Source organism: Grimontia sp. THUN1695, assembly GCF_059704325.2.
In genome coordinates this window covers 2,661,670-2,681,924 of record NZ_AP046577.1, presented here as the reverse complement: position 1 = coordinate 2,681,924, position 20,255 = coordinate 2,661,670, and the positions used below count along the sequence as shown (strand labels likewise).

Sequence of the window (20,255 nt, the reverse complement as noted above, 5' to 3'; positions counted from 1 at the left end):
TTAAGCCTCCACTTTCTTAGAGCCATCTGGCTTGAGCATTGCGATCACGAAGTCCTGGGACGATGCAATCTTGCCCTGGTTAACGGCTGCAGCCGGATCAACATTCTTCGGACACACTTCAGAACAGTAACCCACGAAGGTACAACCCCATGCGCCGTTTTCACCGTTGATAAGCTTCATACGCTCTTCAGCGCCGTTGTCACGGCTGTCGAGGTTATAACGGTGTGCCAGCGTCAGTGCTGCCGGGCCAATAAATTCAGGGTTCAGGCCAAACTGTGGGCATGCGGCATAGCAAAGACCACAGTTGATGCAACCTGCGAATTGCTTGTAGCGTGCCAGCTGTTCTGGCGTTTGGTTGTTCGGACCATCTTCCGGTGTACGGTCATTGCCAATGATATAAGGCTTGATGGCTTCCAGACGCTCGATAAATGGCGTCATGTCGACAATCAGGTCTTTCTCGATTGGGAAGTTCGCCAGTGGCTCAATGGTGACGCCATCCGGGTAATCACGCAGGAAAGCTTTACAGGCCAGCTTTGGCACCTTGTTGACCATGATGCCGCACGAACCACAGATCGCCATGCGGCAAGACCAGCGGTAAGAGAGATCCTTGTCCAGATGATCTTTGATGTAACCCAGTGCATCAAGGACAGACATGGTTTCATCAAACGGCACGTCAAACGTTTGTAGATGTGGCTCGTCATCTTTCGATGGGTCATAGCGAAGAATGCTGACTTTCTGAATGCGGTTTGCTGACATTATGCCTGCTCCTTCTGTGCTTTCTTAGCCGCTGCCTCTGCTTCTTCTGCAGCAGCACCGTAAAGACGTGCTTTAGGCTGAGACTTGGTAATCTTCACGTCACTGTACTTGATGGTTGGTGCACCTTCAGGGTTGTAGAACGCCAGTGAGTGCTTCAGGAAGTTCTCATCATCACGCTCGGTACAGCCTTCATCCAGACGCTGGTGAGCACCGCGTGATTCGCGACGCAGGATTGCTGAGTGCGCCATAGCTTCCGCAACATCCAGACCTGAACCCACTTCAATGGCGTACAGCAGGTCAGTGTTAAATACTTTACCTTTGTCTTTAATGCTGATGCGCTTGTAACGCTCTTTCAGCTCAGCCAGTTTGTCGATGGTGGTTTGCATCAAATCTTCACGGCGGTAGATACCACAGCCTGCTTCCATGGTATGACCCATTTCGGTACGGATATCTGCCCAGTTTTCATCACCCTCCTGAGACATCAGGGTAGCAATACGGTTTTCAACCGCTTTGACTTGACGGTCGATTTCAGCATCGTTCCAGCCCGTGAATTCTGCTGCGCGTTCAGCCGCACCTTCACCTGCTACGCGGCCGAAGACCACCAGTTCTGCCAGAGAGTTAGAACCCAGACGGTTCGCACCATGCAGGCCGACAGATGAACATTCACCCACTGCAAACAGGCCTTTGATGCTGGTTTCAGTACGCGCGTTCGTTTCAATACCACCCATGGTGTAGTGTACGGTTGGACGGATTGGGATTGGCTCTTTCGCTGGGTCTACGTTCACGTAGGCTTTTGCCAGCTCACAGATAAATGGCAGGCGCTCTTTGAGGTATTCTTCACCCAAATGGCGAAGGTCAAGGTGAACCACATCGCCCAGAGGGTGCTTGATAGTGTTGCCTTTTTGCTGCTCGTGCCAGAATGCCTGGGACACTTTGTCTCGTGGGCCCAGTTCCATGTATTTGTTCTTTGGCTTGCCAACGGGCGTTTCCGGACCCATGCCGTAATCTTGCAGGTAGCGGTAACCGTGCTTGTTAACAATGATACCGCCTTCGCCACGGCAACCTTCTGTCATCAGGATACCGGTGCCTGGCAGACCGGTTGGGTGATACTGAACGAACTCCATGTCGCGCAGTGCCACACCGTGGCGGAATGCCATCGCCATGCCGTCGCCGGTCACGATACCGCCGTTGGTGTTGCAGTTATATACGCGACCAGCACCACCGGTTGCCAGTACCACAGATTTTGCTTTAATGCAGACCAGTTCGCCTTCTGCCATATGAATGGCAATCAGACCCTGGACCTGGTTATCGACAACCAGCAGGTCTACAACAAAGTACTCGTCGAGACGTTTGATTTGTGGGTATTTGATTGATGTCTGGAACAGGGTATGCAGCATGTGGAAGCCGGTTTTGTCTGCAGCAAACCAAGTACGTTCTACTTTCATACCCCCGAAGCGGCGTACGTTGACATCACCGTTTTCCTTGCGGCTCCAAGGACAACCCCATTGTTCCAACTGGATCATTTCGCGGGTTGCGTTCTCGACAAAGTATTCAACAACATCCTGTTCACATAGCCAGTCACCACCGCCAACGGTATCGTTGAAATGGTTATCAAGACTATCCTCATCCTTGATGACAGCGGCGGAGCCACCTTCTGCGGCCACCGTGTGGGAGCGCATAGGGTAGACTTTGGAAACCAGCGCGATTTCCAGTTTTGGGTTTGCTTCAGCAGCAGCAATTGCAGTGCGAAGACCTGCACCGCCCGCGCCAATAACAGCGATATCTGTGGTAATGGTTTTCACAGCTATCCTCCGGAGGATTGTTAAAAATTTAAAGATGCCAATTGCGCATCTGACTCAAAAACTGCCTCCATCTTAGTAAAGTTAAATCCCGTAAAATTTGACCTGAGAGGGTATTTTTTCCGAGTTTTTGCCTGTTGGTGCATCAGAACAGTAGATTTGTGATCTATGTCTTGAGGCGGTAAGGAATCACCTTGTTAATCAGAGGTTGCAAGTCTCTTTTCTTTGTTTCTAACACGTAAAATTTGCCCAATAACAGTATATGCTAACTTACTATTTTAAATGACTTTTCTATGAAAATGAGAATGATTAACAATAAATCATTTTGTGGTTTTATTGCGTTACTTCATATGATTGAGCCAATGGGATAAAAAGACATGTCTCTTATCCGGTAGAGGCTGGGTTTCTATCACTCTGCCTCAAGGTTAAAATATTGCCAATCCATCCAACACTTGAGTAACCGTAATGACCCTTGAATGGCGCCCTACCGCTGAGATTGAAACCCTGAAGGCACGGGCCAGATTGGTTAATGATATTCGCCGTTTTTTTGCCGAACGGGATGTATGGGAAGTGGATACACCGGCAATGAGCCAGGCAACGGTAACGGATGTACATCTGCACACGTTTCAAACCGATTTTGTTGGCCCAGGCTTTGCTAAAGGGATCCCTTTGTACATGATGACCAGTCCGGAGTTTCACATGAAACGCCTGTTAGCGGCAGGCAGCGGTGCCATCTACCAAATCAACAAGGCCTTTCGCAATGAGGAAGCAGGACGCAATCACAACCCGGAATTCACCATGCTGGAATGGTACCGTCCGGGCTTCGACCACCATGCACTGATGGATGAAATGGACGCGTTATTGCAACGTGTTCTCGGTGTCGAAAACGCAGAGCGAATGACCTATCAGGAAGCGTTTATCAAGGTGTTAGGCGTTTGTCCGCTCGAAGGCTCGATGGATGAACTAAAAGCGGCTGCTGCACCGCTTGGTCTGTCTGATATTGCTGAGCAGGAAGAGGATCGCGATACCCTGTTGCAATTGCTGTTCAGTGTCGGGGTGGAAGCACAGATTGGTCAAACCGTTCCAGCCTTTGTTTACAACTTCCCGGTGTCACAGGCGGCGTTGGCAAGAGTGTGCGAAAACGATAACCGCGTCGCAGCGCGCTTTGAGGTGTATTTTAAAGGAATTGAACTCGCAAACGGCTTTTATGAACTTGATGATGCGGACGAGCAACGGGCGCGCTTTGAAGAAGATAACCGCAAGCGTGAAAAAATGGGACTGCAACCCCAACCGATAGACCATCATCTGATTGACGCCCTGCGCCATGGGCTGCCGGAGTGTGCCGGTGTTGCGCTGGGGGTCGATCGCCTGATCATGCTGGCGCTGGATAAAGCGCACATTGATGATGTGATTGCCTTCCCGGTAGGGCGTGCGTAACCCTGTTGAAATAACAATGCCGCTCAGGAGAAGCGGCATTTTTTTACGGTGGAATGCGTCAGTTGCTGGTCACGATAAGGCCAGCGCCAATCACTGCCAGCGCAGCACCCAGCCAGGCACTGGGGGCAGGGCGCACTTTGGTAAACAGCCAAATCAAAGGCAGGATCATCACCGGCGTTGTCGATGACAACAAGGCCACCATGCCCACGTCACCCCATTGCAGCGCGTACATAATCAGGGTCATGCCGACGGCCATTGCCAGAAAGCCATTCACCACCACCATGCCGAAAATTCGCCAGTTAATCGGGTTAACCGGTTTTGCTGCCCGCACCTGCAGGAAAATCAGGGCACCATGGGCAAGGAATGCCGTAATCATCCGGATTGCAGATGCCGCGATAGGATCAACGCCCTGGTTCAGTACAGGTTTAGCAATCACCCCGCCCAGAGACTGGCAAAGTGCCGCTGTCAGGCCAAGGCCAACGGCCACCCAAATATTGCCTTTGGTGTCTTCCCATTGGTGCGCGTTGCTGCTTTGGCGGAAGAAGACGGCAATCATCACACCGGAGAATACCAACATGGCACCGAGCAGGCGGAGGCCTTCCAGCGTTTCTCCAAATAGCCAGATACCGAGCAGCGAAGAAAAGGCGGCATGACAGGAATACAAAAGGCCAGAGCGGCGTGGACCAATTCGGTTCATGCAGCCAAACAGGGCCGTATCGCCGATAAAAATGCCGACAAGGCCAGACAGTGCCATCGGCCAGAGAATATCTGATGAGATGGTGGCCCAGCCACCGGTGAACAGTGCCAGTGATGTCAGCATCACCGACACGCAGGCCATCCGCCAGCGGCTATAGGCAAAACTGCCCAGGTGGCGTGCAGGCGTGACAGAAATCAGGCTGGAAATACCCCACAGGAAGGCAGCACCAAGTGCGAGCCATTCGTAACCCAAAATGACACCTTTTATTGAAAAAACGGAATGGACCGCGAGTGTATCTGCTCAACGATGACGGGGAAAGCGTCCAAGACACTTTCCCCGTCAATATGTCCAAACTGGCAGTACCTTTCGATTGTTCTGGTATCAGTTCAGGATCACAAGGGCACTATAGACAATCGTAAGGCCGACCAGACCGACGATAATCCCAGTTTTGGCCATATCTTTACTTTCAATCAGGCCGGTGGAATAGGCCAGACTGTTTGGTGGGGTAGAGACGGGCAGGATCATACCCAGTGACGCTGAGAACGCCACAACCACCAGAAGCCCCTGGATCCCGCCTACAGCCGCAAGGCTTTCCATCGACATAGCCACGGCGGCAGCAATAGGCATTAACAGGTTGGCCGTAGCCGTGTTGGACATAAAATTCGCCATCAGCCAGCAAATCAAGGACAGGGTCAGAACAACCGAAAGTGGGGTGAGGGCGTCGTAATCGACCGCATGGGCCAGCGAGACAGCAAGTCCGGTTTTATCCAGTGCCAGACCAATAGCGATCCCTCCCGCGACCAGCCAGAGCACATCCCAGTTAATCAGCCTGATCTCCTCTTTGCCCATGATACCTGTCAGGGTAAACACAGCCAGTGGAAGAATGGCAACCACATAGGTGTTCATGCCATGTAGGCTGGTGGTCATCCAAAGTAGGATGGTGGCAGCAAACGTGACATAAACGGTATAGGCTTGCCAGCTTTTCTGGAAATGGCCATTGAGCTTCAGCTTCATTTCCTGTTGCTGGGTTGGGAAAAGCCGTTGTAACAGCCACCAGGCGAAAGTGAGTTGTACCATCACAAACGGAAGCCCCATGGCCATCCATTCCAGAAAACTGATGGCGTTTTCACCGGTGAGGTATTGCAGCGCAATCGCGTTGGGTGGGGTACCAATCGGGGTCGCAATACCACCGGTATTGGCCGCGATCGGAATGCACAGCACCAGCGCCTTAATACCGTTGTCTCCCTTTGGCACAGAGGCGACTATCGGGGCCAGCAACGCCAGCATCATGACGGTTGTTGCGGTGTTGGACATAAACATCGAAAACACCGCTGTGATCAGCATCAGCCCCAGCATGATAAAGCGTGGTTGGGTACCAAAAGGCCTGAGCAGGACGCGAGCAAGGTTGTTATCGAGCTCGTATTTGGAGGCGGCGATGGCCAGCGCAAAGCCGCCCATAAACAGGATAATGATCGGCGATGAGAACGCACTGAATATGTCGGTGTATTTGAGCAGTTCTCCAAAATGCTGCTCTGTCGTGGCATTACGAAATAGCGACAGGCCTTTATCGGAGATCATGATGAGTTCAAGGGCAATGATCAGGATTGAGGTGGCAAACACTGGAACAGGTTCAAGCACCCACAGCAGGGCAGCCAGCAGGAAGATGGCAAGCAGTCGATGCTGGATCACCGTAAGATCATCCAGCGGGATCCAGTCAATGGGCATCATCAATACGCCCAAAGGCACGCCAAGCGCCACTAAAAACTTGATGATATTGGCACGGGAAAGGTTTGGCATACAGCAGAGTTCCATTTACAGAAAATATAAAACAGAAAAGAGCAGCCAATCATTTATTTGATAATTCATTATCTTGGCTACTCAGTACGGCCTACAGCATACGGTCTTAAAAAGAAAATACTCTGTGCTTGTCTAAATTTCGGAGACAAAAAAAGGGCATTGCTGCCCTTTTTGCTACAGGTCACAGTTTGTTTATTCTGAGTCCTGTGTCTCATTGGATTCTGTTTCGACAGGGGCTGGCACGCCATTCTGGCGGGCATACACATCCCCCATGCGGGTCGGTTTGCCGGGGATAATGGCCTCATCAAACGTGATTGCGCCTTTCGGGAACAGGTTGATCACAGTAGACCCCAGCTTGAAGCGGCCCATCTCTTGGCCTTTTTTCAGACGGATAGCCTGCTCACCTTTTGTCGGGTAATCCCAGCGACGGATACTTTGACCGGTAGGTGGCGTAACCGTGCCGGACCACACGGTTTCAATGCTGCCAACAATAGTTGCGCCTACCAGAATGTGTGCCATAGGGCCGAAAGCGGTCTCGAAAATACACACCACACGTTCATTACGCGCGAACAGGTTTGGCACGTTTTCAGCAGTCAGTGGGTTTACCGAAAACAGATCGCCTGGCACATAAATCATCTGGCGCAGTGTGCCGTCACAGGGCATGTGTACGCGGTGATAATCACGTGGTGACAGGTAAAGGGTGGCAAAGTCACCACCGGCAAATTCCTCAGCCAGTTTGGCATCGCCGCCGAGCAGCTCGCAGGCATCAAAAGTATGGCCTTTGGCCTGGATCAGACGGCCTTTTTCAATGGGGCCCGCCTGGCTGACGCAGGCATCGGCCGGATGGGCGATCACGTTTGCGTCATCATTGACTGGACGCGCGCCTTCTTTCAATTCACGTACAAAGAAGTCGTTAAAGGTTGGATAGCTTTTCGGATCCGGATTTTTCGCTTCGCCCATTTCCACCTTGTATTGGCGGATAAACCATTTGATCACAGCCGTGGTCAGAAAGCCGGCTTTCGCCGCGGCCAGTTTGCCAACCAGACGGGTTAGCAGGTGTTTTGGCATGCAATATTGCAGGCCAATTTTTAAATCGTTAGACACGGTTATTTTCCTAACTCGTATGCGCCCGAAAGCGGGCCTGGAATTTTAAAAAACGGCTCAGTTTACAAAATTAACAGGCCGCTAACCAGTTAGTGCCCAGTGAGAGTCGTTGTCAGTTCTCTTTATTGCGGGAGAACTGACGGTTAGCTTTCACTTCAGACATGCTGTCGATAATTTTGTGGTAACTCTCGAAACGCTCAATGCTTATCTTGCCATCTTCCACAGCCTCCCGTAGCAAGCAACCGGGATCGTCTTTGTGTTTGCAGTCGCGGAACTTGCAACCACCAAGGTAGTCACGGAATTCCTTAAAGCCTTGGGTGACCTCTTCAGGCTCAAGGTGCCACAAACCGAACTCTCGCACCCCTGGGCTGTCAATCAGATCGCCGCCATCGGGGAAATGATACAAGCGTGCTGTCGTCGTCGTGTGCTGGCCAAGACCTGAGTTTTCAGAGACCTCCCCGGTATCAGCATTAACTTCAGGAAGCAGCGCATTCACCAGACTGGACTTACCGACACCTGACTGGCCAACAAAAATGCTGGTACTGCCAGCAAGGTATGCCTTGAGATCGTCAATCCCTTCACCGGTCTTCTGGCTCACCATCAAGACGTCATAGCCAATATCGGTATACAAAGAGAGAATATCTTTAACCCTTTCAATGCCTTCATCATCCAACAAATCAATCTTGTTGATGACGATAAGCGGTTTGAAGCCAACCTGTTCGGTGGCGATCAGGTAACGGTCTATAATGTTTGTAGACAATTCGGGTAATATTGCGGAAACGATCACCACCTGATCCACATTGGCTGCGACCGGTTTGACGCCGTCGTAATAGTCTGGACGGGTAAGCACAGAGTGGCGTTCATGCACAGCTTCAACAACGCCTGCAATGCCTTGTAGTGACTCTACGCCAGGACGCCAGACGACGTTGTCTCCGGTCACCAAACTTTCGATAGAGCGGCGAAGGTTGCAGCGGTGAATGACACCGGTTTGGCTGTCTTCGATATCAGCATGCTGGCCAAATCGGGTGATCACAACCCCTTCACGGGCGGCTTCAAGCAGGGAGTCGTCCCAGTGGACGTCTTGCTGTTGGCGATTGATTCGTTTTTTCTGGTTTGTTCGTACTCGGCGCAACTGGCCTTTTGTGAGCTTTTTCTTTTTTGCCACGAGAATGTCGCTAGTTTAGTTGGCTTTCATGTCAGGCTAAGTATGATACATGGTTTACTTGTAAAATAGGCAATTTGGATGTCTTTCAGCGATAAGAATTTAATCTGGATTGATCTTGAAATGACTGGGCTAGACCCGGAAGTGCATAAAGTCATTGAGATCGCGACCATAGTGACAGATGCTGAACTGAAGGTGTTGGCTGAAGGGCCTGTTTTAGCCATTCACCAGTCAGACGAAGAACTGGCGAAAATGGATGAGTGGTGCACGAAGACCCACACCCGCAGCGGGCTGGTGGAACGTGTGAAAGCAAGTACCATTAACGAAGCGCAAGCGGTCAAAGAAACGATCGCGTTTTTGCAAGAGTGGGTACCTGCGGGTGTATCACCGATCTGCGGCAACAGTGTTGGGCAGGATCGTCGATTCCTGTACAAACATATGCCTGATCTGGAGCGTTTTTTCCATTATCGCACGGTGGATGTCAGCACGATCAAAGAGTTGGTTCGCCGTTGGCAGCCTGATGTTCTGTCAGGGTTCAAAAAACAAGGGGCGCATTTGGCGCTGGATGATATCCGGGAGTCAATTGAGGAACTGCGCTATTACCGGAGTAAGATCTTCACGATCTGACGGCAAAATAATCAATGCGAAGAAAAATCAAAAATTATGGATTTAGAGTCTTGCATCCCGGATTTTTCTTCGTATAATTCGCAGCCCTGACAGAGACAAATGTCTTTGATAAAGCGACACTAGCTCAGCTGGTAGAGCGCAACCTTGCCAAGGTTGAGGTCACGGGTTCGAACCCCGTGTGTCGCTCCAAAATTCAGTATGATCCGATGGATTGTCGGGTGATCATGCGACATTAGCTCAGCTGGTAGAGCGCAACCTTGCCAAGGTTGAGGTCACGAGTTCGAACCTCGTATGTCGCTCCAAATTAGTTTCTCCTTTTGAGAAACGCGAGTACAAGGAACCTTACCAAGGTTGAGGTCACGCCTAAGCCTTGAAGATCGGGAACCTCGTATATCGCTACAAAATTTAAAAAGTCCGGTTTTATCCGGTACTGTGATGCGACACTAGCTCAGCTGGTAGAGCGCAACCTTGCCAAGGTTGAGGTCACGGGTTCGAACCCCGTGTGTCGCTCCAAAAAATACAAAATTTCTGATGAATGTCAGGAAAAAGAATGCGACATTAGCTCAGCTGGTAGAGCGCAACCTTGCCAAGGTTGAGGTCACGAGTTCGAACCTCGTATGTCGCTCCAAATTAATTTCTCTTTTTGAGAAATGCGAATGCAAGGAATCTTGCCAAGGTTGAGGTCACGCCTAAGCCTTGGAGATCGGGAACCTCGTATATCGCTCCAAATTTTTCCGAAGTTTTTCGGACGCTCTTTGAATGCGACACTAGCTCAGCTGGTAGAGCGCAACCTTGCCAAGGTTGAGGTCACGGGTTCGAACCCCGTGTGTCGCTCCAAGTTTCTTACAGAATGTCATCTGTAAGCACCAACACTCCGCAAAGCATGTATCAAGCAGTAATGGATGCAGCGGATCGTTGTCTTTAATGCTGTGAAGCATTATCTCCGGGCATGCTCTAGCCCAAACACAATCAGAACATTGTTTGCACTTATTACGTAATTGCAGTAGCTTTAACGCTATTTTTTGGTGTTTTTCAACAGAGTTATCCACAAAGTATTGCTTGTGGGTAAAGCCGTTGATGAATATCAGAAGATGTGATGTTACTCAGAGTTATTTGTGCGGATGTTGCTCAGTGGAAAACTCATGCTTGTGCATGAATCTTTTCTCAATTAATTGTTTTTAATTGCATTTTTCTTTGTGAAAGTTGTCTTTTCAAACGTTTATCCCCAGCTTTATCACCTTTCGTGATTTCTATCTGAATTTATTCACAGAGTGTGTTTAACTTTGTGTGTGTGCACTGTTTTATGGCGTACTGAAAAGGTTTTCCACATTTCGCAGCAGAAGTGAATCTAGGTCTTGTTTTTGCATGTATTTAGCGCCGGTTAGAGGGTGGTAGTGCACAGTACCGGTTGCTAAGCATCCCGGGGTAACCCTTTTTTCACGATTCTCACCAGTCGTTTTGTCGATGCAGGCAAGACATCTACTGCGTTTTCATTGCGGCGCTTGATTTGTTGCTCCAGTGCCCAGTCAAGATGCTGATCAAGCATAGCAGAGAATCCTTTGGCCGATTCAAGAAGTTCAACAATTTCAGGGTCATAAGGAGCATTACCCATTGCCACCGATAGGTTTCTGCGCCATTTTTCATGGCCTATGCGGCGAATCGCTGACCCTTCAGTCTCTTGTAAAAAAGTGGTTTCATCCCAACTAAACAACACTTTTAAAGGTTTCTGGACCAGACTGTTCCGGCTATAGAAATCAGGTTCAGTGGTGAGTTCTGCTTCCCTGTTGTAAGGACAAACTAACTGGCAATCGTCACACCCATAGATGCGGTTGCCTATGGCTTTGCGAAATGCTTCTGGTATTTCCCCATCCAGTTCTATCGTCAGGTAAGAGATGCAACGTCTTGCGTCGACAACGGTTTCATTCACAATGGCGCCGGTTGGACAGGAGGTCATGCAGGCGACACATTTACCGCAATCGCCCTGAGAGGGTTTATCGATAGGCAGGGGAAGATCAATCAGTAGCTCACCGAGGAAAAACCAGGAGCCGACGTCTTGGCTTAAAAGCAGAGAATGCTTGCCTGTCCAGCCAAGCCCGGCTTTTTCTGCCAATGGGCGCTCCAGCACAGGAGCAGAGTCGACAAACGGGCGATAACCAAATTTCCCCACTTCCTCTTCGATGCGCTGTGCCAGCTTTTTCAGCCGGTTGCGGATGAGCTTATGGTAGTCGCGTCCCAGGGCGTAACGACTGATATAGGCAAGGGAAGGGTTGTCCAGTGTTTTGGCAAATCCGGCATCTGGTGGCAGGTAATTCATCCGTGCGCTGATCACGCGCACAGTGCCTTCTACCAGTTCCTGAGGACGTGCGCGCATCATACCATGGCGTGCCATCCAATCCATTTCGCCGTGATAGCCGTTATCCAGCCAGCGTTGTAATTGTGCTTCGTGCTGACGAAGATCGACATCGGTGATCCCAATATGCTGAAATCCTAGTTCACGTCCCCATTGCCTGATATTTTCAGCAAGTTGGGCTAAATTGATCGACGATAAAGATCGAGATTCAGGCATAAGATCACAAGAGAAACCGAAGATGAGCGCAAGTCTACCACACTCGCTTTACCGATCGGATCAGGTCAGAAATGGAGAGCGCAAGATCGCAGCGGATCTTGGTGTTGAAATGTACAGCCTGATGGAGCAGGCGGGTCAGGCGGCGTTTAATGCATTGCGAACCCGATATCCTGATGACAAAAATATCCTGGTTTGTTGTGGCAGTGGTAACAATGGCGGGGATGGGTATGTGATGGCGAGGTTGGCAAAAGAGGCGGGTTTATCCGTCACGCTTTGGTCGCTGACCGATCCATCTGCACTGCAGGGAGATGCCCGGACCGCGCAGCAGGCATTCATTGATGCGGGTGGCGTGATCCATCAAGGTGCATGGCCAGACGGAGCGTTTGATATTGTCATTGATGCCTTGCTGGGTACCGGACTCAGTCGTGAGGTGTCCGGGAGATACCTCACGGCTATAAAGGCCATTAACCGTGCGCATTGTCCGGTGATCGCTGTCGATCTTCCCAGTGGCCTTAATGCTGATACCGGGCGCATTTGGGGTGATGCGATTGTGGCAGATCTTACAGTCAGTTTTGTAGCACTCAAACAGGGGCTTTTCACCGGTAAGGCACGCGATTGTTGTGGTGATATTCTCTATGATGGGCTTGGTATTGGTGAAGAATTTGCCGTGCATATCCCATGTTCCGCTAAACTGCTGGATAGCCAACGTGCGGCAATGCTTGAACCGGTAAGAGGGCGAAGCGCACATAAAGGCAATGCTGGCAGGGTGCTTTGTATTGGCGGCCAGCGTGGTATGGGCGGAGCCATTATCCTTTGTAGCCAGGCCACCTTGCGGGTAGGTGCTGGTCTGGTGGCGGTTTTGACCGATGAGAGTCATGTGTCTGCCCTGCTGTCCCGACAACCCGAGTTAATGACCCGTTGGTGGCAGGAAAGCGAAGGGCGGGCTTCCCTGAATACGCAGTGTGAATGGGCGGATGTGATTGCTGTCGGACCGGGGTTGGGGTCATCCAGTTGGGCCAGACAACTCTTTGAGCAAGCGGTGATATCAGCTAAACCCCTGGTGGTTGATGCCGATGCGTTGAATGTATTGGCGGAAAGCCCTGCGTACTCTGACAATTGGATTTTGACGCCGCATCCGGGAGAGGCTGCAAATTTATTGTGTTGTTGTGTAACAGAAATTGAACGTGATCGTTTTTCTGCCGTCAAAGAGATACAGAAACGTTATGGTGGCGTGGTGGTGCTTAAAGGTGCGGGTACAATCGTTTATGATGGCAGCGAAGTAAATATTGTGGCAGCAGGCAATCCTGGTATGGCGAGTGGAGGCATGGGGGATGTGTTGACCGGCGTGATTGCAGGGTGCGTGGCACAGACCCGGTCGCTGACACAAGCCGCTAATTTTGGCGCGTATTTACATAGTGCTGCGGCCGACGTTGCCGCACGGCAAGGAGAGCGTGGCCTGTTGGCCAGTGATTTGCTTCCTTGGCTTGGAAAAACAATAAAACAAATGCAGCAGTGAAGACTGAGTGCTTCCGCAGATAAAGCAGTGAGAAACATGACACAGACTTTTATGACTGAGCTTGCTGACGAGCAGGCAACAGTCGCCTTCGGCGCGGCTATTGCAGCGGCATGTGCGCAGCAAACCACCATTTATCTTCATGGCGATTTGGGCGCCGGGAAGACCACGTTTTCACGCGGCTTTATTCAATCTTTGGGTCATCGGGGAAACGTAAAAAGCCCCACCTACACCTTGGTCGAACCCTATCAGTTAGAGAGCTGGCAGGTTTACCACTTTGATTTATATCGACTTGCCGATCCGGAAGAGTTGGAATTTATGGGAATCCGGGATTACTTCACGCCTGACGCGCTTTGTATGGTGGAATGGCCCGAGAAAGGGAAAGGCCTGTTGCCGCAGCCAGATATCAGTATCACACTGACATACAACGATAAACAACGCTCAGTGCAGGTCAATGCCAACACACCTGTTGGTGAAGCGCTGCTTGCAAAACTGGAGTGGAAATAACCTATGCTTTGGCGAGGCGTGTTATTAGGGGTGATAGGGTGGCTTGGGACGGCGTTTTCTGCATGGGCTAATGTACTGGAGAATATGCGTATCTGGCCAGCGCCGCATGAAACGCGGGTAGTGATGGATCTGGCTGAAGCGCCTTCTTATACCTATTTCACGCTGACCAAGCCTGATCGTTTGGTGGTGGATTTGAAGAACACCACCACGGCGATAACACTGCCAAAAAATGTCAGTGACAGCAAAATACTGACTAAGATCCGCAACAGTAATCCACCCGACAACAAGACATCCCGTCTGGTATTTGAGCTGAAAGACAAAAGTGTTCCTCGCCTGTTTCCCCTTGCACCCAGTGAAGAGTATGGCCACCGACTGGTGATCGATATTCCGCACAGCGATACTGCTGCGACCACGACACCGGTTAAGCCTGCGGCAGCAACAGAAGCGCAGGCTGCATTGCCGTTTGGAACCGATGACATCATCATTGCAATCGATCCTGGTCACGGTGGTAATGATCCCGGTGCAGTTGGCCCCCGGCGGAAGTATGAGAAACATGTGACATTGGCGATTTCCCGTCAGGTTGCCGCCAAGATTAATGCAATACCGGGTATGAAAGCGGTACTGACACGTAACGGTGATTACTTTGTCGACCTTAACAAGCGTTCTGAGATTGCGAGAAAGCAAGGTGCGCATCTGCTGGTGTCTATCCATGCCGATGGTTTCCACAAGCCGCAACCACGCGGTGCATCAGTTTGGGTGTTGTCCCGCCGTCGTGCCAATAGTGAAATAGGCCGCTGGATTGAGAGACACGAAGAGCAATCCAACCTGCTGGGTGGCGGGGCGCTGCTTAACGATAACCGGGACGAATACCTGAGCCGTGCCGTGCTGGATCTCCAGTTCAGCAACTCCCAGAAAGAAGGTTATGATGTTGCTGTCCGCGTGCTGAAAGAAATCGGCAAAGTCACCAAACTTCATAAATCCAGCCCTGAACATGCCAGTTTGGCGGTGCTGAAATCACCGGATATTCCTTCTTTGTTGGTCGAAGCCGGCTTTATTACCAACCCTCAGGAAGAGAAATTGCTGCTGAGCACCAGCCACCAGAACAAGATTGCTAACGCGGTTTACAAAGGTGTGTTGAGCTATTTTGAAGCGTTTCCGCCGGATGGTACTTTGATGGCCGCCCGTAAAAACGGCATTAAGCACAAGGTGACATCCGGTCAGTCGTTGTCCGTCATCGCGAAAAAATATGGCAGCTCAATCTCCGCCATCAAAGCGGCAAATGGCCTGAAGTCAGACACATTAAACGTGGGGCAGGTGCTGACTGTACCGAATGTCAATGTCGGCGCCCTGGTGTCCACATCACCGGGTAGCCGTTCAATACCTGCCAGTGCAGGCGAGACAGTAACGCACACCGTGAAGCGCGGTGAGTTTCTTGGCAAGATTGCCCAGAAGTATGATGTGTCTGTGTCGAGTATCCGAAGCGCCAACAAACTGCGTTCGGATGAGCTTGCGATTGGCCAGAAACTGAAAATTGTGGGTGTGAAACCCAAGGACAAGCAACACAAAGTGAAACGCGGAGAATATCTGGGTAAAATCGCCAGCAATTATGGTGTCTCTGTCGACAGTATCCGTCGTGCCAATAAATTGCGTTCAGATGAACTGGCTATTGGCCAGACCTTGATCATTCCCGGGAGCTAAGCATGGCAATTCAAATCTTACCTGCCCGTCTGGCAAACCAGATTGCGGCGGGCGAAGTGGTTGAAAGGCCGGCATCTGTGGTCAAAGAGCTTGTTGAAAACAGCATTGATGCGGGGGCGACCCGCATTGATGTTGATATCGAAAAAGGCGGCAGCAAACTTATCCGCATCCGGGATAACGGCTCGGGCATTGCCAAAGAAGAGCTTGAGCTGGCACTCAGCCGGCATGCGACCTCCAAAATTACCTGTCTGGATGACCTGGAAGCGATCATCAGCCTTGGCTTTCGGGGCGAAGCGCTGGCGAGTATCAGCTCGGTCTCGCGCCTGACTCTGACATCCCGCACAGTCACCCAGTCCGAAGCCTGGTCAGCCTATGCTGAAGGGCGAGATATGGCGGTGAAGGTCAAGCCTGCGGCGCATCCGGTTGGTACCACCGTTGAGGTGGTGGACTTATTTTTTAATACACCTGCCCGACGCAAGTTCCTGCGCACGGATAAAACCGAATTTGGCCATATTGATGAGCTGCTCAAACGCATTGCACTCAGCCGTTTTGATGTCGCCATTACCCTTCGCCACAATGGCACCATTGTCCGCCAGTACCGGGCGGCAACTAACGATGTACAGCGTGAAAAGCGTTTGGCAGCGGTGTGTGGCCCCCAGTTTGTCAAAACCGCGGTGGAAGTCAGCCTTGAGCACCAGGGTTTAACCCTGCAAGGCTGGATCTGTACTCCGGAAGGGGCGCGGGCGCAAAACGATATCCAGCACTGCTTTGTGAACAAGCGGATGATGAAGGACAAGCTCATCAATCACGCTATCCGCCAGGGGTATGAAGCTTCCCTTCGTCCTGATCAGTTTGCTGCTTATGTGCTGTATATTGATATTGACCCACACCAGGTCGATGTGAATGTGCACCCCGCCAAGCACGAAGTGCGTTTTCATCAGGCGCGTCTGGTACATGATTTTATCTATCAGGCCGTCGCTGATGCTCTTATGCAGGTTGTGGCGGAGCATACTCCCATGCTGGACTTTGTCGATAATGAAAACGACAACGAGACCACAGGCAACCCAGCCCTGCAGGGTGTTGAAAAAAAGGACAAGGGCGTCAAAGCCTCTGCCTATTCCAATTATCCCGGGCAAGCGGAATACTCAGAGTGGCGGCCGCAAGCGTCCGGGCAGCCATCCCGGGCATCCGGCTTTAGTCAGTCGTCAGCGGGTCGATCAAGTGGTGGCAGTAGTGGGCAGCATCGTGACTTCCTGGGTAACAGCGCCCCGTCCCGTCGCGAGAAAAACGTGTATCAGGCATTGATGACAACGCCAGTCGAGCCTGATCCTGTCAGAGAGATTGCGGAAGCGTCAGCTGTCTTCACACCTTCCGCGCCCCAAGCGTCGGTGTCGACAGGCCATGCTGCACAGGGACTCGGCAAGGCGTTAACGGTCGTGAACGCGAAATACCTGTTGTTGCAACGTGAAGAAGGCATTGCCTTACTGGATCTTGATGCGGCCGCGTATCTGGCGGTTTTGGGGAAGTTTCGCCAGGCAGGGCTGGAAGAAGGCTTGAAAGCCCAACCCCTGTTAATCCCTCAGGCATTGCCCGCATCAGCTGAAGAGCTGGAACTGGTTGCCTTGTATGAACCGTTGCTTCAGCAATTTGGGATTTTGCTTCGCAAGAAATCAGCGTCCCAAGTGATGGTGATGGCAGTCTGTCAACCTTTCCGTCATCACAACTTGCAGCAATTCATTCCGGCATTAATGGCTTTTTTAACCCGTTCAGGGAAGAAGCTTGATATGTCCTCGCTTTCAACATGGCTGACAGGACAGGCAGTGCAAAAAACCGATGCCTACAGCTTGTCGCAATCCGTTACACTGCTCACTGAGTTAGAAAATTGCTGGCAGGGTGCGCTGGCAGAACATTATTCCGTCTTGCTGCGTCCGGTTGACGTGGCGGCGGCTATAGAAGCGTTTAATCATGATTAAGCCATTGCCCAAGGCAATATTTTTAATGGGGCCGACAGCCTCAGGGAAAACCGACTTGGCGATTGCGCTGAGAAAACAATTTCCCGTTGATATAATCAGTGTGGACAGCGCGTTGATCTATCGGGGCATGGATATCGGCACAGCCAAGCCGACAACGGAAGAGCTGGCGCTGGCGCCACACCGGTTAATTGATATCCGTGATCCGTCAGAAGCCTATTCGGCGGCGGATTTTCGCGCTGATGCGTTACGCGAAATGGAACAGATCGTTGCAAAAGGGAGAATCCCCCTTTTGGTGGGTGGTACCATGCTTTATTTCAAAGCATTATTGGAAGGCCTGTCGCCATTGCCACCCGCGGATCCAGTGATCCGCGCTAAAATTGAGCAGGAAGCAAAGGAGCATGGTTGGCAGGCGCTGCACGAAGCGTTGTGCAAAGTAGACCCTGTCGCAGGAGCGAGGATTCACCCGAATGATCCTCAACGATTGTCGAGAGCGCTGGAAGTTTTTCGTATTTCGGGTAAAACTCTCACTGAGTTGACCGAAACCAAAGGTGAACCCTTGCCATATGAGGTTCATCAGTTTGCTATAGCCCCTAAGGAAAGGGGAGATCTGCATCGCCGAATCGAGTTACGTTTCCACAAAATGATGGAAGCCGGCTTCGAGAAGGAGGTCCGTGCATTGTTTGATCGTGGCGATCTGAACCCGGATATGCCATCGATACGTTGCGTCGGGTACCGACAGATGTGGGATTATTTGGCGGGTAGCTGCTCGCTTGACGATGCAGTTTATCGCGGTGTGTGCGCAACCCGTCAGTTGGCCAAACGTCAGATCACCTGGCTTCGCAGCTGGGATAATCTGACGTGGCTTGATAGCGACGATGCCGGGCTATCGTTACAAACAGTCACAAAGTGTCTGATCTGATCCGGGAAGAGACAGGTATACTCTGTGCTGTTGTAAGCGGCGTTGTTGATCTTTTTGTTGCTACTACAACTACAAACCAATAAGGAAAATTAAAAATGGCTAAGGGGCAATCTCTACAAGACCCATTTCTGAATGCACTGCGTCGTGAACGTGTACCGGTTTCTATTTATTTGGTAAACGGTATTAAACTTCAGGGCCAGATTGAGTCTTTTGATCAGTTTGTGATCCTGTTGAAAAACACGGTCAACCAAATGGTTTATAAGCACGCGATTTCTACTGTGGTGCCCGCGCGTCCAGTGAACCACCATCACACCAGCTCTGAGCGTTCGCCTACCGAACGTCAGCAAGAAAAAACTGAGGAGTAACAATCCCTTGGTAAGGAGTTGATCGCTTGTTTGACCGTTACGAAGCCGGTGAACAGGCTGTTTTAGTTCATATCAACTTTACCCAGGAAGGCGAATGGGAAGATCTCAGCGAATTTGAAATGCTGGTATCGTCAGCGGGGGTTAGCAGGCTGCAAACTATTACAGGCAGCAGGCAAGCCCCGCATTCCAAATACTTCGTCGGTGAAGGTAAAGCCCTCGAGATTGCAGATGTCGTCCAGATGACCGGGGCAGATATTGTGATCTTCAACCATGCGCTGTCTCCTGCGCAGGAACGAAACCTCGAGCGTTTAGTCAAATGCCGGGTGCTCGATCGCACCGGTCTGATCCTGGATATCTTTGCCCAACGGGCCCGTACCCATGAAGGTAAATTACAGGTCGAGTTGGCGCAGCTCCGCCACCTTTCAACCCGACTCGTTCGTGGTTGGACGCACTTAGAGCGTCAGAAGGGCGGGATTGGTCTGCGTGGTCCGGGTGAAACCCAGCTGGAAACAGACCGTCGTTTATTGCGTGATCGTGTTAAAGCTATTCTGCGTAGACTTGAGAAAGTCTCCAAACAACGGGAACAGGGCCGACGGGCACGAAGCCGTGCTGAAGTTCCTACTGTGTCATTGGTAGGATACACCAATGCCGGAAAGTCCACGCTCTTCAACCGCATTACTGAAGCGGGGGTGTACGCTGCAGACCAGTTGTTTGCAACACTGGATCCGACGCTGCGCAAGATTGAGGTCGAGGACGTAGGTGACACTATCCTGGCCGATACGGTCGGTTTTATCCGTCATCTGCCACATGACTTGGTTGCTGCATTTAAGGCAACGTTGCAGGAGACGCAGGAAGCAACGTTACTGTTGCATGTGGTGGACGCCAGTGATGACCGTTTCCGTGAGAACATTGACGCGGTCAATGTGGTGCTGGAAGAGATCGACGCGCATGAAGTACCGATGCTGCTGGTGATGAACAAAATCGACAATATGGAAGATACTGTTCCGCGTATCGAACGTGATGAAGACGGACTTCCTCGTATTGTCTGGGTGTCAGCACTTGCAGATCAGGGCATAGATCTTCTTTTTGAGGCACTGACCGAGAGGCTGGCAGGGACTATGGTAAGCTACCGCTTACGTATTCCGCCTGCGGCTATTGGCAGAATGCACAGTAAATTCTGTCAGTTGCGGTGTATCACGCACGAAGAATACGAGCAGGATGGACATTTGCTGGTCGATGTGCGGCTGCCTCAAACTGACTGGTTGAGGTTGAAAAAACGGGAAGGCAGTGAGTTGGGTGACTTTATCGTCAACTGACAGACTGTTACAGTATAAA

16 protein-coding genes and 5 tRNA genes are annotated in these 20,255 nt (G+C 51.1%); 14 read left to right on the top strand and 7 right to left on the bottom strand.

What is annotated here, in order from left to right; genetic code table 11:
* Both AC6IB1_RS15625 and frdA read right to left on the bottom strand, forming a co-directional pair.
* A complete protein-coding gene (locus AC6IB1_RS15625) occupies nucleotides 1-756 on the bottom strand; it encodes a succinate dehydrogenase/fumarate reductase iron-sulfur subunit (protein ID WP_497567411.1) in 756 nt (251 codons plus the stop codon).
* Nucleotides 756-2,558, bottom strand: a complete 1,803-nt coding sequence (gene frdA, locus AC6IB1_RS15620; protein ID WP_497567410.1) for a fumarate reductase (quinol) flavoprotein subunit — start codon at nucleotides 2,556-2,558, stop codon at nucleotides 756-758. The genes AC6IB1_RS15625 and frdA overlap by 1 nt, the downstream gene beginning before the upstream one ends.
* 462 nt (nucleotides 2,559-3,020) lie before the next feature.
* Between frdA and epmA the strand changes: the two genes are divergently transcribed.
* Nucleotides 3,021-3,992 (top strand): elongation factor P--(R)-beta-lysine ligase, encoded by a 972-nt coding sequence (gene epmA, locus AC6IB1_RS15615; RefSeq protein WP_497567409.1) that lies wholly within the window; start codon nucleotides 3,021-3,023, stop codon nucleotides 3,990-3,992.
* Between the two features lie 58 nt (nucleotides 3,993-4,050).
* Here the strand turns inward: epmA and AC6IB1_RS15610 are convergent, their stop codons facing one another.
* The 4 genes from AC6IB1_RS15610 to rsgA all read right to left on the bottom strand — a co-directional run bounded on the left by AC6IB1_RS15610 (nucleotide 4,051) and on the right by rsgA (nucleotide 8,755).
* On the bottom strand, nucleotides 4,051-4,941 hold the full coding sequence (locus AC6IB1_RS15610; protein WP_497567408.1) for a DMT family transporter: 891 nt from the start codon (nucleotides 4,939-4,941) through the stop codon (nucleotides 4,051-4,053).
* Between the two features lie 129 nt (nucleotides 4,942-5,070).
* Nucleotides 5,071-6,486: an SLC13 family permease gene (locus AC6IB1_RS15605; protein WP_497567407.1), complete on the bottom strand. Its 1,416-nt coding sequence runs from the start codon at nucleotides 6,484-6,486 to the stop codon at nucleotides 5,071-5,073.
* A gap of 192 nt (nucleotides 6,487-6,678) precedes the next feature.
* Nucleotides 6,679-7,590 (bottom strand): archaetidylserine decarboxylase, encoded by a 912-nt coding sequence (asd, locus tag AC6IB1_RS15600; protein ID WP_497567406.1) that lies wholly within the window; start codon nucleotides 7,588-7,590, stop codon nucleotides 6,679-6,681.
* A gap of 112 nt (nucleotides 7,591-7,702) precedes the next feature.
* The gene (gene rsgA, locus AC6IB1_RS15595) at nucleotides 7,703-8,755 is read right to left on the bottom strand and encodes a small ribosomal subunit biogenesis GTPase RsgA (RefSeq protein WP_497567405.1); all 1,053 of its coding nucleotides are present in this window, start codon (nucleotides 8,753-8,755) and stop codon (nucleotides 7,703-7,705) included.
* Between the two features lie 78 nt (nucleotides 8,756-8,833).
* Between rsgA and orn the strand changes: the two genes are divergently transcribed.
* From orn to AC6IB1_RS15565, 6 genes are all read left to right on the top strand, one after another.
* On the top strand, nucleotides 8,834-9,379 hold the full coding sequence (orn, locus tag AC6IB1_RS15590) for an oligoribonuclease (RefSeq protein ID WP_497567404.1): 546 nt from the start codon (nucleotides 8,834-8,836) through the stop codon (nucleotides 9,377-9,379).
* 113 nt (nucleotides 9,380-9,492) lie between these two features.
* Nucleotides 9,493-9,568: transfer RNA gene (locus tag AC6IB1_RS15585), tRNA-Gly, on the top strand.
* Nucleotides 9,569-9,605: 37 nt separating this feature from the next.
* Nucleotides 9,606-9,681 (top strand) — tRNA-Gly (locus AC6IB1_RS15580).
* Between the two features lie 135 nt (nucleotides 9,682-9,816).
* Nucleotides 9,817-9,892: transfer RNA gene (locus AC6IB1_RS15575), tRNA-Gly, on the top strand.
* A gap of 39 nt (nucleotides 9,893-9,931) precedes the next feature.
* Nucleotides 9,932-10,007: transfer RNA gene (locus AC6IB1_RS15570), tRNA-Gly, on the top strand.
* Nucleotides 10,008-10,140: 133 nt separating this feature from the next.
* Nucleotides 10,141-10,216, top strand: a tRNA-Gly gene (locus AC6IB1_RS15565).
* Between the two features lie 574 nt (nucleotides 10,217-10,790).
* Here AC6IB1_RS15565 and queG read toward each other — a convergent pair.
* Entirely contained in the window at nucleotides 10,791-11,918 is a 1,128-nt protein-coding gene (queG, locus tag AC6IB1_RS15560; RefSeq protein ID WP_497569157.1) for a tRNA epoxyqueuosine(34) reductase QueG, read from the bottom strand.
* Nucleotides 11,919-11,967: 49 nt separating this feature from the next.
* Between queG and AC6IB1_RS15555 the strand changes: the two genes are divergently transcribed.
* From AC6IB1_RS15555 to hflX, 7 genes are all read left to right on the top strand, one after another.
* Nucleotides 11,968-13,461: an NAD(P)H-hydrate dehydratase gene (locus AC6IB1_RS15555; protein WP_497567403.1), complete on the top strand. Its 1,494-nt coding sequence runs from the start codon at nucleotides 11,968-11,970 to the stop codon at nucleotides 13,459-13,461.
* Between the two features lie 36 nt (nucleotides 13,462-13,497).
* On the top strand, nucleotides 13,498-13,965 hold the full coding sequence (gene tsaE, locus AC6IB1_RS15550) for a tRNA (adenosine(37)-N6)-threonylcarbamoyltransferase complex ATPase subunit type 1 TsaE (RefSeq protein WP_497567402.1): 468 nt from the start codon (nucleotides 13,498-13,500) through the stop codon (nucleotides 13,963-13,965).
* 3 nt (nucleotides 13,966-13,968) lie between these two features.
* Nucleotides 13,969-15,663 (top strand): N-acetylmuramoyl-L-alanine amidase, encoded by a 1,695-nt coding sequence (locus AC6IB1_RS15545; RefSeq protein ID WP_497567401.1) that lies wholly within the window; start codon nucleotides 13,969-13,971, stop codon nucleotides 15,661-15,663.
* Nucleotides 15,664-15,665: 2 nt separating this feature from the next.
* The gene (gene mutL, locus AC6IB1_RS15540; RefSeq protein ID WP_497567400.1) at nucleotides 15,666-17,636 is read left to right on the top strand and encodes a DNA mismatch repair endonuclease MutL; all 1,971 of its coding nucleotides are present in this window, start codon (nucleotides 15,666-15,668) and stop codon (nucleotides 17,634-17,636) included.
* Complete coding sequence (gene miaA, locus AC6IB1_RS15535) at nucleotides 17,629-18,555, top strand: tRNA (adenosine(37)-N6)-dimethylallyltransferase MiaA (RefSeq protein WP_497567399.1); 927 nt, start codon at nucleotides 17,629-17,631, stop codon at nucleotides 18,553-18,555. Before mutL ends, miaA begins: the two co-directional genes overlap by 8 nt.
* Nucleotides 18,556-18,650: 95 nt before the next feature.
* Entirely contained in the window at nucleotides 18,651-18,920 is a 270-nt protein-coding gene (gene hfq, locus AC6IB1_RS15530) for an RNA chaperone Hfq (protein ID WP_005504257.1), read from the top strand.
* 26 nt (nucleotides 18,921-18,946) lie between these two features.
* On the top strand, nucleotides 18,947-20,236 hold the full coding sequence (hflX, locus tag AC6IB1_RS15525; protein ID WP_497567398.1) for a ribosome rescue GTPase HflX: 1,290 nt from the start codon (nucleotides 18,947-18,949) through the stop codon (nucleotides 20,234-20,236).
* Nucleotides 20,237-20,255: the final 19 nt, after the last annotated feature.